General features: G+C 67.9%; 18 protein-coding genes and 3 tRNA genes. 10 read left to right on the top strand and 11 right to left on the bottom strand.

Annotated features, from left to right (window positions below; all coding sequences use genetic code 11):
* Position 1 precedes the first annotated feature (1 nt).
* The 8 genes from ACFYRY_RS14490 to ACFYRY_RS14455 form a co-directional block, all read right to left on the bottom strand.
* The gene (locus ACFYRY_RS14490; RefSeq protein ID WP_389144256.1) at positions 2-1,057 is read right to left on the bottom strand and encodes a UDP-N-acetylmuramate dehydrogenase; all 1,056 of its coding nucleotides are present in this window, start codon (positions 1,055-1,057) and stop codon (positions 2-4) included.
* Positions 1,058-1,367: 310 nt separating this feature from the next.
* Positions 1,368-2,813, bottom strand: a complete 1,446-nt coding sequence (locus ACFYRY_RS14485) for an MFS transporter (RefSeq protein WP_389144253.1) — start codon at positions 2,811-2,813, stop codon at positions 1,368-1,370.
* Between the two features lie 92 nt (positions 2,814-2,905).
* Positions 2,906-3,475, bottom strand: coding sequence for a TetR/AcrR family transcriptional regulator (locus tag ACFYRY_RS14480; protein WP_389144250.1), 570 nt, complete (start codon positions 3,473-3,475; stop codon positions 2,906-2,908).
* A gap of 119 nt (positions 3,476-3,594) precedes the next feature.
* Entirely contained in the window at positions 3,595-4,023 is a 429-nt protein-coding gene (locus ACFYRY_RS14475; protein WP_389144247.1) for a MaoC family dehydratase, read from the bottom strand.
* Positions 4,024-4,030: 7 nt separating this feature from the next.
* A complete protein-coding gene (locus ACFYRY_RS14470; protein WP_389144245.1) occupies positions 4,031-4,483 on the bottom strand; it encodes a MaoC family dehydratase N-terminal domain-containing protein in 453 nt (150 codons plus the stop codon).
* 107 nt (positions 4,484-4,590) lie between these two features.
* Complete coding sequence (gene rpmG / locus ACFYRY_RS14465; protein ID WP_018834916.1) at positions 4,591-4,755, bottom strand: 50S ribosomal protein L33; 165 nt, start codon at positions 4,753-4,755, stop codon at positions 4,591-4,593.
* 96 nt (positions 4,756-4,851) lie between these two features.
* A tRNA-Met gene (locus ACFYRY_RS14460) sits at positions 4,852-4,924 on the bottom strand.
* Between the two features lie 46 nt (positions 4,925-4,970).
* Positions 4,971-5,043 (bottom strand) — tRNA-Thr (locus tag ACFYRY_RS14455).
* Between the two features lie 249 nt (positions 5,044-5,292).
* Here ACFYRY_RS14455 and ACFYRY_RS14450 point away from each other — a divergent pair.
* The 3 genes from ACFYRY_RS14450 to ACFYRY_RS14440 all read left to right on the top strand — a co-directional run bounded on the left by ACFYRY_RS14450 (position 5,293) and on the right by ACFYRY_RS14440 (position 7,778).
* Entirely contained in the window at positions 5,293-6,594 is a 1,302-nt protein-coding gene (locus ACFYRY_RS14450; RefSeq protein WP_389144242.1) for an amidohydrolase family protein, read from the top strand.
* Between the two features lie 114 nt (positions 6,595-6,708).
* Positions 6,709-7,365: an SDR family oxidoreductase gene (locus tag ACFYRY_RS14445; RefSeq protein WP_389144239.1), complete on the top strand. Its 657-nt coding sequence runs from the start codon at positions 6,709-6,711 to the stop codon at positions 7,363-7,365.
* Positions 7,366-7,367: 2 nt separating this feature from the next.
* Positions 7,368-7,778, top strand: coding sequence for a nuclear transport factor 2 family protein (locus ACFYRY_RS14440; RefSeq protein ID WP_389144236.1), 411 nt, complete (start codon positions 7,368-7,370; stop codon positions 7,776-7,778).
* Here the strand turns inward: ACFYRY_RS14440 and ACFYRY_RS14435 are convergent.
* Both ACFYRY_RS14435 and ACFYRY_RS14430 read right to left on the bottom strand, forming a co-directional pair.
* Positions 7,775-7,987 (bottom strand): hypothetical protein, encoded by a 213-nt coding sequence (locus tag ACFYRY_RS14435; RefSeq protein WP_356765862.1) that lies wholly within the window; start codon positions 7,985-7,987, stop codon positions 7,775-7,777. The two genes, ACFYRY_RS14440 and ACFYRY_RS14435, sit on opposite strands and share 4 nt — an antisense overlap.
* Before the next feature lie 122 nt (positions 7,988-8,109).
* Positions 8,110-8,177: transfer RNA gene (locus ACFYRY_RS14430), tRNA-OTHER, on the bottom strand.
* Between the two features lie 230 nt (positions 8,178-8,407).
* On the opposite strand from ACFYRY_RS14430, the gene ACFYRY_RS14425 reads away from it, so the two are divergent.
* Together ACFYRY_RS14425 and ACFYRY_RS14420 are read left to right on the top strand one after the other, a co-directional pair.
* Positions 8,408-8,677 (top strand): barstar family protein, encoded by a 270-nt coding sequence (locus ACFYRY_RS14425; protein WP_389144233.1) that lies wholly within the window; start codon positions 8,408-8,410, stop codon positions 8,675-8,677.
* A gap of 265 nt (positions 8,678-8,942) precedes the next feature.
* On the top strand, positions 8,943-10,736 hold the full coding sequence (locus ACFYRY_RS14420; RefSeq protein ID WP_389144230.1) for a DUF262 domain-containing protein: 1,794 nt from the start codon (positions 8,943-8,945) through the stop codon (positions 10,734-10,736).
* Between the two features lie 404 nt (positions 10,737-11,140).
* On the opposite strand, the gene ACFYRY_RS14415 is transcribed toward ACFYRY_RS14420, so the two are convergent.
* Positions 11,141-11,962, bottom strand: a complete 822-nt coding sequence (locus ACFYRY_RS14415; RefSeq protein WP_389144227.1) for a class I SAM-dependent methyltransferase — start codon at positions 11,960-11,962, stop codon at positions 11,141-11,143.
* A 56-nt stretch (positions 11,963-12,018) separates the two neighbouring features.
* Here ACFYRY_RS14415 and ACFYRY_RS14410 point away from each other — a divergent pair, with 56 nt between their 5' ends.
* From ACFYRY_RS14410 to ACFYRY_RS14390, 5 genes are all read left to right on the top strand, one after another.
* The gene (locus ACFYRY_RS14410; RefSeq protein WP_389144224.1) at positions 12,019-12,735 is read left to right on the top strand and encodes a GntR family transcriptional regulator; all 717 of its coding nucleotides are present in this window, start codon (positions 12,019-12,021) and stop codon (positions 12,733-12,735) included.
* Between the two features lie 655 nt (positions 12,736-13,390).
* Entirely contained in the window at positions 13,391-13,702 is a 312-nt protein-coding gene (locus ACFYRY_RS14405) for a hypothetical protein (protein WP_389144221.1), read from the top strand.
* Positions 13,699-14,028, top strand: coding sequence for a hypothetical protein (locus ACFYRY_RS14400; protein WP_389144218.1), 330 nt, complete (start codon positions 13,699-13,701; stop codon positions 14,026-14,028). The genes ACFYRY_RS14405 and ACFYRY_RS14400 overlap by 4 nt, the downstream gene beginning before the upstream one ends.
* Positions 14,025-14,915, top strand: a complete 891-nt coding sequence (locus ACFYRY_RS14395) for a DUF2637 domain-containing protein (RefSeq protein ID WP_389144215.1) — start codon at positions 14,025-14,027, stop codon at positions 14,913-14,915. The genes ACFYRY_RS14400 and ACFYRY_RS14395 overlap by 4 nt, the downstream gene beginning before the upstream one ends.
* 18 nt (positions 14,916-14,933) lie before the next feature.
* Positions 14,934-15,317, top strand: a complete 384-nt coding sequence (locus tag ACFYRY_RS14390) for an RRQRL motif-containing zinc-binding protein (RefSeq protein WP_389144212.1) — start codon at positions 14,934-14,936, stop codon at positions 15,315-15,317.
* Positions 15,318-15,337: the final 20 nt, after the last annotated feature.

The raw sequence follows: 15,337 nt of genomic DNA, 5'->3' as shown, positions 1-15,337 counted from the left end.
TTCAGAGGGTTACGCCTACGGTCACCGGTTCGTTGACCAGCGTGATGCCGAAGGCGCTCTTGACGCCGGTGACGACCTCGCGGGCCAAGGTGAGGAGGTCCTCCGTGGTTGCCTTGCCTCGGTTGGTGAGGGCGAGGGTGTGCTTCGTGGAGATGCGGGCGGGGCCGGTGCCGTAGCCCTTGGTGAAGCCGGCCTTGTCGATCAGCCAGGCGGCGCTCGTCTTGGTGTGGCCGTCCCCGGCCGGGTACGCGGGCGGCTGTACGTCCTCGCCGAGCCGGTCCCGGACGCGGGCGCGGAACGCGGTGAACTCCTCGTCGGTGAGGATCGGGTTGGTGAAGAAGGAACCGGCGGACCAGGTGTCGTGGTCCTCGGGGTCGAGGACCATGCCCTTGCCGGAGCGGAGCTTGAGCACGGTCTCGCGGGCGGCGGAGAGTGGGGCGCGGTCGCCGGGTTCGACGCCGAGGGCTCGGGCGGTCTCGGCGTACCTGATGGGGCCGGAGAGGCCGTTCGCGTTCTCCAGGGCGAAGCGGACGCGCAGGACGACGTAGCGCTGGGGGTCGGCCTTGAAGCGGCTGTGGCGGTAGGAGAAGGCGCACTCGTCGTTGGTGAGGGTGACCGTGGTGTGCGTGGTGCGGTCGTAGGCGACGACTTCTGTGATCGTCGACGAGACCTCCTGGCCGTACGCGCCGACGTTCTGGATCGGGGTCGCGCCGGCTGAGCCGGGGATCCCGGCGAGGCACTCGACGCCGGCCAGTCCGGCGTCCACGGTGCGGGCGACGGCGTCGGTCCACACCTCGCCGGCGGCCAGCTCCAGGCTCGTACCGTCGAGGGCGAAGCCCTTCGTGGCGATGACGAGTGCGGTGCCGGCGAAGCCCTTGTCGCCGATGACCAGGTTGGAGCCGCCGCCGATGATCAGCAGCGGGGTTCCGGTGTCGTCGGCCTCGCGGACTACGGCGATCACTTCGGCGTCGGTCTGCGCGGTGACCAGGCGGGTGGCGGGGCCACCCAGGCGGAAGGTGGTCAGCGGGGCGAGGGGGGCGTCGTGGAGTTCCTGCACGGGGCCAAGACTACGAGACGCGGGTTCGGTGGGGGTCGGGGCCGGGTCGGGGGTGTCCGTCCTCGGAACGTCGCGGAATCGGTCTCTCGGCGACTGGGCGGTGTTGACGCGACAACCGCTGCGGGCGGACACCCCCGACCCGTCCCCTTCGCGCCGTCCGCGAGTGCGGCAACCCAACCGACAATCGGCAATCACTGTCCCGAGCCCGGCGCCCGCTTCTTGACCCACCGCGACGGGTGGGTGTGGTGGGCGAGAAGCGGGGGTCTGGGGGCGGAGCCCCCAGGGGCGCTCGGAGCAGTGCGGGGGGCTGTCAGCTGGACGCCGGCTCCAGGTCCCGTAGGGGTGTGGGGGACGGTGCCTCTTCGGCGGAGTTCTCCTTGCCGTGGCGCCCGGGGATCAGCAGGGCCGTGAGTCCCGCGAGAGCGACCAGCGCCGACCCCGTGTACAGCGCCGGGCGCAATCCGTCTACGAAGGTCTGCCCGGTCTCGTAACCGCCCTGGGCCGAGAAGATCGACGCCATGATCGCGATGCCGAGCGCTCCGCCCACCTCGCGCAGGGCGTTGTTGGCGCCGGAGGCGATGCCCTGCTCCTGGGGCCGGACGCTGGACATCACCAGGTTGGCGGCCGGGGCGAAGTACAGCGCCATGCCGATTCCGCTGATGATCAGGCCGGGCAACTGGACGGCGTAGGAGGCGTCGGCGGTGACCACCGAGGCCATCCAGCCGAGGCCGGCCGCCTGGAGGAAGAGGCCGGTGGCGACGACCGGGCGGCCGCCGATCCGGTCGGAGAGGATGCCGGCGATCGGGGCGACGAGCATCGGCATGCCGGTCCAGGGCAGCATCCGCAGGCCCGCCTCGGTGGGCGAGTAGCCGAGCACGCCCTGCATGTACTGGCTGAGCAGGAAGATCGAGCCGAACATACCGAGGAACATGAGCAGACTCGCGGCGTTGATCCCGGCGAAGGCTCGGGAGCGGAAGAGGCGCATCGGCAGCATCGGGGTCTTGTGGTGGATGCCGTGGCGGACGAAGCCGCCGAGCAGTGCGGTACCCGCGATGAGGCCGGTCAGGACCAGGGGGCTGGTCCAGCCGTCGACGGGGCTGCGCACGAGTCCGTAGACGATGCCGAAGAGGCCGCCGCTGGCGAGAAGGGTGCCGGGGACATCGAGCGGGGCGCCCGTGCCGTGCGACTCGGCGAGGCGCAGACGGGCGAGGGGCAGCAGGGCCAGGCCCAGCGGAACGTTCAGCCAGAAGATCCAGTGCCAGGAGACGTGTTCGGTGAGACTGCCGCCGATCAGCGGCCCGGAAGCCACCGCGAGCCCGTTGACGGCGCCCCAGATGCCGTACGCCATCCCGCGCTTGGCGGCGGGCACGGCGGCCGTCAGCAGGGTCAGTGTCAGGGGCATCATGATCGCCGCGCCGACGCCCTGGACGGCGCGGGCGGCGATGAGGGTGTCGATGCCGGACGCCATGGCCGCGGCGGCGGACGCACCGGTGAAGACGGTGAGACCGGCGAGGAAGAGCCTGCGGCGGCCGAAGCGGTCGCCCAGTGCCGCGCCGAACATGAGGAGGACGGCGAAGGTGAGCGTGTAGGCGCTCACGGTCCATTCGAGGTCGTCCAGCGCTCCGCCGAGGTCCTCACGGATGGAGGGCAGGGCGGTGGTGACGACGAGGTTGTCCAGGGCCGCCATGAATCCGGCGACGCTGGTGATGACGAGGGCCCAGACGGCTCCCCCGCGACGTGCTGGGTGCTGTGACATCGCTCCCCCAGAGGATGTTCAGATGCGGTTAGTTATTGATGACTAACTTTCGTACTCATGAAAAGGCGTTCCCGACGCGCCTCGTTGTCCCTCTACTTCTCCAGTCGGCCCTTCGATCGCGCCGACGGGTAGAGCCCCTCCCAGACCCGGTGCTCGGGCGGAAAGCCCATGGACACCAGGCAGTTGATGAGCATTCCGTACGCCATGAAGGTGGCCGTTTCGTCGGTGTCGGCCCCCAGGGGCAGGTGGACGGCGTCCCACAGCCGCATCCAGCCGGCCCGCACCGCCTCACCGAACTCGTGGTCGCCGGACTGCTCGGCGGCGGCCACCGCCACGTACATCTGCATCTGCATCATCAGCCGCTCGGGCCGCTCCGCGATGACCGTGGTGTACGCGTTCGCCATGGCGTGCAGGGCCTCTTCTCCCTCAAGCCCCTCGGCGGCCTCCGCGAACGTGCGGATGGTGTCCTCCACGCACCGCTCGGCCGCCGCCAGGAAGATCGCCTTCTTGCCCGGGAAGAGCCGGAAGAGATACGGCTGCGAGACACCGACCCGCTTGGCGATCGCCTCGGTCGACGTGCCGTAGTAGCCGCCGCGGGCGAACTCGCTCGTCGCCGCGCGGATGACGCTCTCGCGCCTCTCCTCAGCGCTCATCCTGACCATGTAAGTAAGTTAGTACTCAATAACTGCTGGCGTCAAGGAGGCGGATACGTGAAGCACGAACGCGCATGGGGCGCCCTCCAGCTGGAGGGCGCCCCTGTCTACTTGCTTCGCGCTCGCGCTCAGGCCAGGCGTACGACCGCCCGTGACATTCCCAGTACCTTCTGGCCGGCGCTGGTGGCCGTGAGGTCCACGCGGACGGTGTTGTCGTCGAGCTTGACCGCGACCTTGCCGCTGACCTCGATCGTGGCGCCCTGGTCGTCGTTCGGGACGACGACGGGTCGGGTGAAGCGGACGCCGTACTCGACGACCGCGCCGGGGTCGCCGGTCCAGTCGGTGACCACGCGGATCGCCTCGGCCATGGTGAACATGCCGTGCGCGATGACGTCCGGGAGTCCGACCTCCTTGGCGAACTTCTCGTTCCAGTGGATCGGGTTGAAGTCCCCGGACGCGCCCGCGTACCGGACGAGGGTGTCGCGGGTCACAGGGAAGGACTGGGCGGGCAGTTCGGTGCCGACCTCGACATCGTCGTAAGCGATCTTCGCCGTCATCGAATGCTCACGCCTCCTCGGCCGCGCGGGCGACCAGCTTGGTCCAGGCGGTCACGACGTGCTCGCCGGCCTCGTCGTGGACCTCGCCGCGGATGTCCAGGATGTCGTTGCCCGCCATGGATTTGACGGCCTCGATGGTGGAGGTGACGGTGAGGCGGTCACCGGCCCGCACCGGGCGCACGTAGGCGAACTTCTGGTCGCCGTGCACCACCCGGCTGTAGTCCAGGCCGAGCTGGGGGTCCTGGACGACCTGGCCCGCGGCCCTGAAGGTGATCGAGAACACGAAGGTCGGCGGGGCGATCACATCGGGGTGCCCGAACGCCTTCGCGGCCTCCGGGTCCGTGTACACAGGGTTGGTCTCGCCCACGGCCTCGGCGAACTCGCGGATCTTCTCCCGGCCCACCTCGTAGGGCTCGGTGGGCGGATAGGTCCGCCCCACGAAGGACTGGTCGAGCGCCATGCCCCGGCACCTCCTGTGTCTGCTGTGGTTGACCGGCCGGTAACCGGGACCGGAACGACGTGAGGCCGCCCCCCGACTGCGGGGGCGGCCTCACGTACGAGCCTGAATTATCGCGTTTCGCGGTGCGCGGTGTGCGCGTTGCAACGCGGGCAGTGCTTCTTCATCTCCATTCGATCCGGGTTGTTACGCCGGTTCTTCTTGGTGATGTAGTTCCGCTCCTTGCACTCCACGCAGGCCAGCGTGATCTTCGGGCGGACGTCGGTGGCAGCCACAGGAGTGCTCCTTGACGAACGGATGGGACGATTAAAGCATTAACGCATAGAAGAGTAGCCGATCGAAGGACCGACCCCACAATCGGCTACTGTCAGTAGCGGTGACCGGACTTGAACCGGTGACACAGCGATTATGAGCCGCTTGCTCTACCGACTGAGCTACACCGCTGAGATGCGATCAACCCCCGCCTCTCGACGGGAACCTTTCGCACCAGAGCCCCAATACGGAATCGAACCGTAGACCTTCTCCTTACCATGGAGACGCTCTGCCGACTGAGCTATTGGGGCGAGCGATGAAGACATTACACGGTCGGCAGCCGTTCGCCCAAATCCGTTTCGTGGCCCTCGTGACGGGCTGTTCCGGGCTCCTCACGGGAGCCTCGGATGCCTCTTCGGCCACGGCGGACCACACCGGTACGACTATTGCGCTCCTCCCCGGCGGCAGCGTGGCTCCGCCCTAGGCTCGACTCACTCTGAGTGATCTTGCGTCCTCTTGCGCAGTCCCCGAGCTTGCGCAGCCCGAGCCCCTGGAGCGCGATGCCCGACAGCCAGCCGCAGCCGCCCCACTCGTCGTCGGGCTCCGCGTCCGGTTCGTCGGGTTTCTCGTCCGGGGCCTCCTCCGGTCACGGCTCGGCCGAGGGCGCGGCCCTCCTGCTCTGCGGAGCGCGACTCGCCGACGGCCGGACCGTGGACGTACGGCTGGTCGGCGGCCGCATCGAGGCGGTCGGCACGGTCGGGAGCCTCGCGGCGCGTGGCACGCGTCCGTTCGGCACGCGGATGGATCTGGGTGGCTATCTGCTCCTGCCGGCCCCGGCCGAGCCGCACGCCCACAGCGACACCGCCCTGTCGGCGGACGAGGAGGGACCGGTCTCGTACGACTCCGAGGACGTCCAGCGCCGGGCCACGGAGGCGGCCCTGCTGCAGCTGGGGCACGGGTCGACCGCGGTACGGGCGCACGTGCGGGTGGGCGATGTCCAGGGGCTCGGCGCGCTGGCCGCCGTACTGCGGGCACGGCGTTCGCTGCGCGGGCTGACCGAGCTGACGACCGTGGCGATGCCGAGGGTGCTGACCGGGGTGGCCGGTGCCGACGGTCTCGCGATGCTGCGGGACGCGATGAAGATGGGCGCCTCCGTGGTGGGCGGCTGTCCGGATCTGGACCCCGATCCGACCGGCTATGTGGAGGCGGTCCTGGAGGTGGCCTCCGAGCACGGCTGCCCGGTCGACCTGCACACCGACGCCACCGACCCGGCTCGGCTGGCCCGCATCTCGGCGATGGCCGGCGGGCTGCGCCCCGGGGTGGCCCTCACCCCGTGCGGCGGGCTGGACCGGCTGCCCACCGAGGTGGCCTGCCGGACCGCCGACCAGCTGGCCGCGGCCGGCGTGGCGGTGGTGTGCCTGCCGCAGGGCGGCTGCGCGGGTGCGGAACGGCGGGGCACGGCTCCGGTACGGCTGTTGCGTGCGGCCGGGGTGCGGGTGGCTGCCGGGAGCGGGGCCCTGAGGGACGTGTCGAATCCGGTGGGGCGCGGCGATCCGCTGGAGGCGGCGTACCTGTTGGCGTCCCGCCAGGGTCTGCGGCCCGAGGACGCGTACGACGCGGTGAGCGCGTCCGCACGCACGGTGCTGGGCCTGCCCGGGGTTCGGGTGGAGGCCGGTTTCCCGGCCGAGCTGTTGGCATTGCGGGGCGACCGGCTGGCGGGGGCGCTGTCTCTGGCGTACAGCCGGATCGTGATCCATCAGGGGCGGGTGGTGGCGCGGACCAGCGCGGTGCGGGAGTACTGCAATTCGGCCGCGGCGACGGAGTCGGGGCTGCCCAGGCAGGGACGCGGGCAGTTGCCGTAGGGCGTGGAGACCGACGGTGTGGAGACCGTAGGTGTGTGGTTTGTGTGTGCCCCCCCCTGAGGTGTCGCCGCAGTTGTGCGGCGGATGAGGGCGGGCGGGCGTACGGTCGGAAACATGCGCATTGTCATCGCTGGTGGTCATGGTCAGATCGCGCTGCGGCTGGAGCGGCTGCTCGCCGCGCGCGGGGACGAGGTCGCGGGGATCATCCGCCGCGCCGAACAGGGCGACGATCTACGGCAGGCCGGTGCCGAACCGGTGGTGCTGGACCTGGAGTCGGCCTCGGTCGAGGAGGTCGCGGAGCGCCTGCGGGGCGCGGACGCGGCGGTCTTCGCCGCGGGTGCCGGTCCGGGCAGCGGCGTGGACCGCAAGGACACGGTGGACCGGGGTGCGGCGGTGCTGTTCGCCGACGCGGCGGTTCAGGCGGGTGTACGGCGCTATGTCGTCGTGTCGTCCATGGGCGCGGATCCGGCGCACCAGGGCGACGAGGTGTTCGACGTGTACCTGCGGGCCAAGGGCGAGGCCGACGCGTACGTGACCGGTCTGGACGCCCTGGACTGGACGGTTTTGCGTCCGGGTTCGCTGACCAACGACGCCGGTACCGGACGCGTTCGGCTGGAGGCGCACACGGGGCGGGGCTCGGTGCCGCGCGACGACGTGGCCGCCGTACTGGCGGAGTTGGTGGACACGCCGGCCACGGCCGGTCTGGTCCTGGAGCTGGTCAGTGGGCCGACGCCGGTGTCGGTGGCGGTCAAGTCGGTGGCCGGAAACTGACGTTGGACGCCGATGGGGTGCCGGCGGCGCGGCAGGCGCTGTTGCGGCGGATGTACGAGGTCTTCTCGACCGACGAGCGGGACACGTTCGTGCTGCGCTGCCTGGCGCCGGATGTGGACTGGCCGAACGTACTGGACGGGGTCCGCTTGCACGGCCGTGACGAGGTGCGGGCGTACTGGTCGCGGCAGTTCGCGTCCGGCCATCCCCTCGTACGGCTGGAGGGGCTGCGGCTCGACGGGGACGGCGAGGCGGTGGTGGCGACCGTTCGGCAGGGGATGCGGGACGCGGGCGGGGAGCACTGGGCCGGCACGGTCGAGCATGTGTACCGGTTCGGTGGGGACGGGCTGGTGACGCGGATGGACGTGCGGGGCGGGCCTGCGGGATCCGCGAGTCCGCCCGTGAACCCCGCCTAGAACAGGGGGAGTTGACCGGGGAACTCCGGGACGGTGTAGCCGTCCAACGTAGGCTGCGCCGCCCCGAGTTCGGCCTGCCGCCGGGAGCCGGGGCAGGAGACGAGCTCCCCGCTCCCCCGTGCGCCGGGCGGGTCATGCCGGGCGAAGCGGCCGGCGACGACGGCGATCTCGCGACGGCATTCGGGACAGTGTCTGCGGCGGGTGGACATGGGATCAGTGTGCCCGGCGGGGGTGGGGGCGAGCCGAATCCTTGACACCGACCACGAGGCACGGCACGCAAAGAACCCCTCCGATCTACGTTTCCGCAGATCGGAGGGGTTCTTTCTCAGCGTGGCGGCGCCAGGATTCGAACCTGGGAAGGCTGAGCCGGCAGATTTACAGCGGGCTCCATTCACCGCCGACGACCTGCGGCTTCTCGTGAACCACCCACTTGTGGGGGCTACCTGGGGGAAGCAGGGGCGGTAGGCGGGCAGTGACCACCGCTTTAGGAGTTCGTTCCCCACCGGGTCCGGCGGGGGCCCGCCTCGTGCACCGGTGCCGTGCGCGTCTACTGACTGTCGCCGACGTCCACTGAAGTTGATGTCACTCGTGGATGTCAGAACGCTGCGACCGCATGCAAGCATGTCGTCGTGATCACCATTGACGTCAGCGAGGTGACCGACGAGCGCGCCCTGCACCTGCTCCTGAAGCGGGAGCTGGGCTTCCCGGACTTCTACGGCATGAACTGGGCTGCCTTCTGGGACGCAATCACTGGCCTGGTGCGGATCCCGGACCACGTGCGTTTCCTTGGCTGGGCTCAACTCATGGCCGGCGTTCCCAGTGGGGCCGCCACCCTTCAAGGGGCGCTCGACAACTACCGAGCCATGTGCCGCCCGGAGTTCGTCGCTGAGTACGCCTAATCTCCGGGTGCAGGCATAACCCTTCCAGTGTGGCAGATCATCGCCAGGTGCCCAGGCCGGAGCGGGGTGGGGGTGGTCACCTGTGGGTGCGGACTGTCACCGTTGGTCGGCTTCGGACGGCCCAGGGACGGCCCAGAGCCAGGCCTGCGCCCCTGCAGCTTGGTTGCAGACCCGCTGGCTCGGGTCGCAGACGGGTAGCCAGTGCTCACCGGGGCTGCACCGGGCGCGCTATTCTCTCGGCCATCACAGAGCATGGGAGCCTCGGATGTCGACACCGACCAGCACTGAGTTGTCCGTTGAGGGCGAGAGTATTCAGCAGCTCTACAACGACTACACATCCGAAAAGTTCTTGGTGAATCGGCGCTACCAGCGAAAGCTCGTTTGGGGAGTGGAAGAAAAGGAGCGCCTAATCGACTCTGTCGTTCAGAAGCTCCCGATTCCACTGATCCTTTTGGCGGAATCATCAGGAGAGCACTCTGGACGCCTTGAAGTAATTGATGGACTCCAGCGACTCAACTCCGTTTTCTCGTTCATTGAGAATGAATTCCCCTTGAACGGCGAGTACTTCGACCTCGCAACCCTCGCAGATACGAAGATTCGCCTTGACAGTGGAAGCCTAAAGCAGAAAACGCCAGTACTTGATCGCGAAGTCTGCCGAAGGATCGCCAACTACAGGCTTCCTGTATCCATCTATCGATCAGCAAGTGACGAATCGGTAGACGAAGTGTTTCGGCGCATCAACTCCAGCGGACGACACCTGAGCCCACACGAGATTCGGCAGGCTGGGGCCACGCAGACCATCGCCACTATGGTGCGAAGGCTCGCGGCTACTGTTCGTGGTGACGCCTCCTTCACCGATTTCGTTCCACTTTCCGGTATGGCAAAGATCAGCATTACGAACCACGATCTGCCATACGGCATCTACGTTGAGAACATTTTCTGGGTGAAGCAAGGCATCTTGACTCGTGAGTCCGTGCGCGAGTCGAGAGATGAGGAACTAGTTCTCGACATCCTTCTAGATCTAATGCTTGAGCGGCCGGCGGCTACAGGGCTCAGGTACCGTGACTCCGCTTACGGCATCGAGAATGACCGCGCAGTCACTAGTGCCGATGCAGTTCACCGACGGATCGTTTCCCTCGGCGAAGCCGAGCTAGAAGACCGTTTCGTCAATACGCTCGAACTAATCCAGAATGCACTCAATGAGTCGAGCAAGCCATTCGCGGCTCTCACTGTCACACAACAGAACTACAGAGGAGTCCCTAGGCACTTCCAGGCAGTCTTCGTCGCCATTAACCAGCTATTGCATGACGAAAGCCTCGAACTGAAGAGTAACAAGGATTTACTCGGCATCCTGTCAGGTTTTTGGGACGGGGATTTGAGAATCCCTTCAGGTGGCGGCGACTGGGGCTCAGAGCGCAAGAACCAACTACTGGAGATGGCAAAAGCAGCTCTCCGTCCGGCCTTCAAACCAAAGACAGATGCAAGGAGTGCTCACCTAAGGGATCACTCGGTGCGTTTCGAAGCAGCCCTTTCCATGGCTCTAACCGAAGATTCCCTCTTTGAGCTTAAACAAGGATTTTGCCGCATCAACGATGGCGCGACCTTTGACGATGCCAGCTTCGCAAAGATCCTCCGTACTGCGAGCGCCATGGCAAATCACGGTCGTGACAGCAAGGGTGTCATCTTCATCGGGGTCGCTGATGACGCCAATGACGCTGCAGCCGTGGAACGATTCGCGCAAATCAAGCCACTGCAGTACGAAGAATTCTTCGTAACCGGAACTCAGCACGAACTGTCGGCTATGAAGAAATCTATGGACGAGTTGTGGCGCGAACTGACCCAGCGGATCAAGACCTCAAAGCTCGACCTTGATTTCGCTGAAACCCTGGCACGCACACTCGCCCCTTTCAGATACAAGGGCTACTTGCTGTGGCGCCTTGAACCCAATTCAATCGGCAAGCCGGTTACCTACGATAACCGTTTCTACCAAAGGGTTGGCCCGCAGACAGTGGAGGCGGTCGGCCAATCGATCATCAGTTTGGTAAGTCGGTTCCAGTAGGGCACCACAAGGTCGACGGAGCGGCTTTGGGCTGGAGCTGCTTTGGGGCGAGTGATCATGGCCCCGTAAGCTTCCGGCGAGTCGGGCAGTCTGTGGACCTGCCCGTTAAAGCACGACGTTGGGGCCATGATCTTAGAGGCTCGCCCCAAAGCGGCTGCCTAAAGCCGTGGAGTCGACCGCCCCAGCCACAGAGGGTGTCTCCTACCTTCTGCCCGCAGCCGCCGAGCGCGCCGCCGGGCGCGGCCAGCCGGGGCGCAGACAGGAGGCAGGCCGCGCCGCAGAGGCGGCGCGCGCCCGCGCCGTGCGCGGGCCTTGATGCAGTAGGGAAAGTTCCACCGGTCTAGGACACGACAGCCTTCAATGCCTGCCCTCTCCCGCACACTTACAGCGGCGCGGACGGCATATCAGGCGTTGATGTCAGCGGATGCCCGGCCCACGGCCAGGAGGTGCGAACTGGCAGCCAGCAACTCGGGGTAGGGCTCAGCCATGCGCGCCGCCTCCATGGCAGAGGCAATCAGATCGTCCGTGGGCCCCTCGCCCGGCTGCTGCTCGGCCGCCTTCACGAGTGACCATGCGGGCCCCTCGATGCCGAAGACCTGTACGTCCGACAACCCGGAGTCCACCAGTTCCGCCACGAGCTCTTCAGCCCGGTGGAAGTAGGACAAGGTGAACCCTCGCACACCGTCATAGACGGCCGTCTCAAGAATCTTGGAGACGGAGCCTCGAATCCGTTCGGTGTGCAGGTGGGCGTACGTGACGTGCTCAAAGAGCGACGCGTACCGATTGATCGCCGCCGCCGCGACCAACCCACCGGGCTTCACCACGCGGTGAGCTTCCGCCAGTGCCTGACGCCGGTCATCAGGGTCGGGCAGGTGATACAGCGGCCCGAGGAGCTGCACTACGTCGAAACTGTCGTTCCGCTCGCGCAGATCGCGAGCGTCTCCCACGATCGCCGAGCACACGGCCGCCGCGCTCTCGACATGACGCGGTACGGGGTCCACGAGCGTGACGTCATAGCCGTCCTTCACCAGCCATTCAGCATGAATCCCAGTCCCCCCTCCCACGTCGAGTACGCGCGCCGGCGCGGGGGGCAAGAAGCGTCGGAGAAGTTCTTGAGTCCTGACCAGCTCCATACGTCCGTCTGCCGAGCTGCGCAGGCGGCTGTCCTCGTTCACTGTCTCGCCGTAGAACCGCATCACGGAGGGAGCCAATTCGAGATTCGACATGGTCGAAGTATCCTGTGTACCGGTGGACCAGTCCAGCGCGCGGAGTAGGGGAAGCCATGGCCGTTCTGAAGTACGAAGAGATCGCTGAATCTCTGCGCGCCCGCATCGCCGCAGGTGAGTTCGCTCCTGGCGCCACCATCCCGTCCGGCCGCGACCTGGCCGAGCAGTGGGGCGTATCACGGGCCACCGCCATCAAGGCCGTGGACGTGCTGCGCAACGACGGCGTGGTGGTGGCCAAGCAGGGCACCGGCTTCGTCGTCACGGAGACACCCGTGGCGCGTCCCGCCGGAGCCCGCCGCGCCGGGTCGGCGCGCATCTTGGGCGGAATGCCGTTCCTGCGGATCGGCGCGCCTGACTGGGCCGAACCTCCCACCCGCGTCGCCAACGCGCTTGGGATCTCCTCCGGAGTGCTGGCACTGCGACGCATCCGCGTCCTCCAGCTCCCGGACGGAACCCCGAACAGCTGCGTGGAGGCATGGTTCCCCCCAGAGATCGCGGAGGCGGCACCTCGCCTCGCCGACACTGCCCCAATCGCCGAGGGCACGACGCGTTATGTACGTCGGCAGACCGGCCGATTCCCGGTCGAGGGAGTGGACATCACAACAGTCCGCCTCGCCACGGACGCGGAAGCGGACCGCTTGCAGGTAGCGCCAGCCACCGCGGTCGCCGTAATCCTCCACACGGCATACGACGAGGACGGTCGCCCGCTGGTCTGCGAGGAAGGTGTCACGCCGTCCTCGCTTTTCGAGCAGGTGGACACCTACGCCATGTAGTGAAGCCGCCTGAAAGTAGCTGGACCGGTCACCCGGTCCAGCTCTTTTGATGCCTCGTCATACGCTCTGAGCTGGGCAAACTCCACCTGCTGCTCTCCAACTCGTTTTTCATTGCTTGACTGGACCGGTCCACCGGTCCAGTCTGTAGATGCAACGCCACAACGGCCGAACGGAACAGCTCGGCTGAAGGGCGGCTTCATGCCGCAATGCACAGGGCGGGGACGCTGCAATCCCGCTAAAGGCCAGGTGGAACAGGGTTTCGGCCCGTACTGGCGAGGTGGCCCGGCGACCGCGAGCAACGGCCGGAGAGTGGGGGCGTGGCCCCCCTTGCAGTGCATTTCCCCTGTCCATCGCCCTAAGGAGTGGCAGTGAGTCAACGAAGACGATGGGCGCCCGCCGTGATCGACCGGCACGGCGGGCGCCGCTCCACCTCGGTCCGCAGGCACCGCTGAGTGCTGCGGCCAACCGGTCACCTCTTGACCGACACGCGGCGGATAGCGCCGCGCCGGTTGCCTCCTCCGTCCGTCCGGCCCACGTGGTCGTACGGGCGGGGCTGAGGGGAGCCGGAAGTTCTGGTTTCCAACGGCGCGGCCCCGGTGCTCGAACACCGGGGCCGCTGTTTTGGGCCGTTGCCACGATGAAGGAGTCACGACCCATGAAGTGCATCGTTGCTGGTCATGTAGCTGTTACGCCGACCGAGTTCGCTGAGCTGGCGTTCGGCATCGACCTGGAGCTGTTCCTTGGCCCCGGCCGCGAGTCGGAGAGCGATCGGGCGGCGCGGCTGGACGTGGCGCGCGAAGTGCTCGCGGAGCTGCGGGAGTCGGACCTGGAGGCCGCGGCGTTCGCGGAATCGCTGCTGCGCACGAGCCCGCTGAAGGACGCGCGGGCCGCTGCTCGCCGGCCGCGCCGGACGTCGGCGCGTCGGTCGGTGCAGCGTCACGCGGTGCGTACGGCGGTGGCGGCGTGAGCGAGGACCTGACGCTGGACGATGTGGCCGTGCCGCTGCGTGCGCTGCGTCTGCTGGCCGCCGACTTTGGGCACCTGCCGGCGCCGGACGTGCACGTGTCCACCATCTACCCGGACCGCTTGGAGTTGACGTTCTACGACGACCTGCCCGGCTTCGAGGTGTGGCGGGAGGCCCTGGGGGTCGCTCCGGACGCGGTGACCTACCGCGAGCAGGGGAACGGCCGGACGCGCGTCCTGCGCGCGAGCGTCGACCATGCGGGCGCCGTGGTGCAGCTGACGGGTTACGCGGACGTCGTCGCCCCGGTGTTGGTCGGGGGTTCGGCATGAGTGCCCCGGCCCGCGTCGACGCATCGTTGACGCCCGTCGAAGTGCCGTCGACGCCCGTCAACGTGGACCGTGCCATTACCGCGCTCGCGGCGGTGCTCACGGTGGTGCTGACCGCGGTGGCGTTCTGGCTGTCCTACGAGCACTTGCAGGAGGTGGCCGCCGGTCACGGCATGGCGGAAGCGGTGGCCCGCTCGTGGGCGTGGCCGGCCACGGTGGACCTGTTCATCGTGATCGGTGAGCTGCTGATCCTGCGTGCGTCGCTCGCCCACCGGGTCGACTGGTGGGCCATTGGCCTGGTCACCGCAGGTGACGGCGCATCCATCGCGCTGAACGTGGCCGGTGTCGGCAAGGACGCCAACGCACTGAACTATGTGGTGGCCGCGGTGCCTCCGGTGGCCGCGCTGCTGGCATTTGGGGCGCTGATGCGGCAGGTGCACGCCTACCTCGCCCGCCGGGCGTCGACGGCCGTCACCACCCCGCCGCCGGGCGTCGACGCCCCTTCGACGCCCGTCAACGTGAGCGTCGACCGACCGACCGCCGCCCCGTCCGCACCCGCGGCCGTCGAGTCGGACCCGGTGCCGGAACGCCCGGCCCTGCCGGTCGCCGTCGAGACCGGTCCGACGCCCGTCAATACGGAGCCGGTCGGCGTCGACGCGCGGTCGACGGCCGTCGATCTGTGCATGCCGGTCGTCTACCCGAACCGGGTCGATCAGTTGGTGCGGGCGCTGTACGGGACGGACTTCACGCAGCCGAGCACGGCCCGGATGACGCAGGCGATGGCAGAGATGGGGCTCGGGGCGTCGGAGTCGACGGCCCGCACCGCGCGCGGACGGGTCAAGGCCCGTGAGCCGTACCTGGCCGACCTGCCCGCCGCGATCGCCGGTTGAGACGGGGGGAGCCGAGCGATGTCGTCCACGTACGGCAAGTGCTTTGACCCCACCGGTGCCCGCTACGGCATCCCCACCTTCCCGTGGCGGTACGCCCCGGACGGCTACGCCACCCGCCGGCAGTTACGGGCCCGTGGCTTACGCCCGGGTGGCCAGCCGGTGGCGGCGCAGGTGCTGCGTCCGCGCTACCGGCGCGGCCCGCTGGTCGCTTACCTCTACCGGCTCGACCAGGCCAAGAAGGTCAGGCCCATGACCCTGGGCAAGTGGCGGGCGCTGGAGTGCGCGATGCGCGCGCGCCGCACCTGTCCGAAGTGCCGCACGGACGCCGGATACGTCATCCCCACCTCGCTGGGCATGTGCGTGCCCTGCGCCTACCCCGACGACGAACAGCGCGCCGCCTGAACACCCCAACTGAACAGAGG

It is taken from the genome of Streptomyces sp. NPDC005263, assembly GCF_042872365.1.
GTDB lineage: Bacteria > Actinomycetota > Actinomycetes > Streptomycetales > Streptomycetaceae > Streptomyces.
The sequence above is the reverse complement of the archived record's forward strand: the minus strand, read 5'-3'. Positions and strand labels throughout refer to the sequence as shown.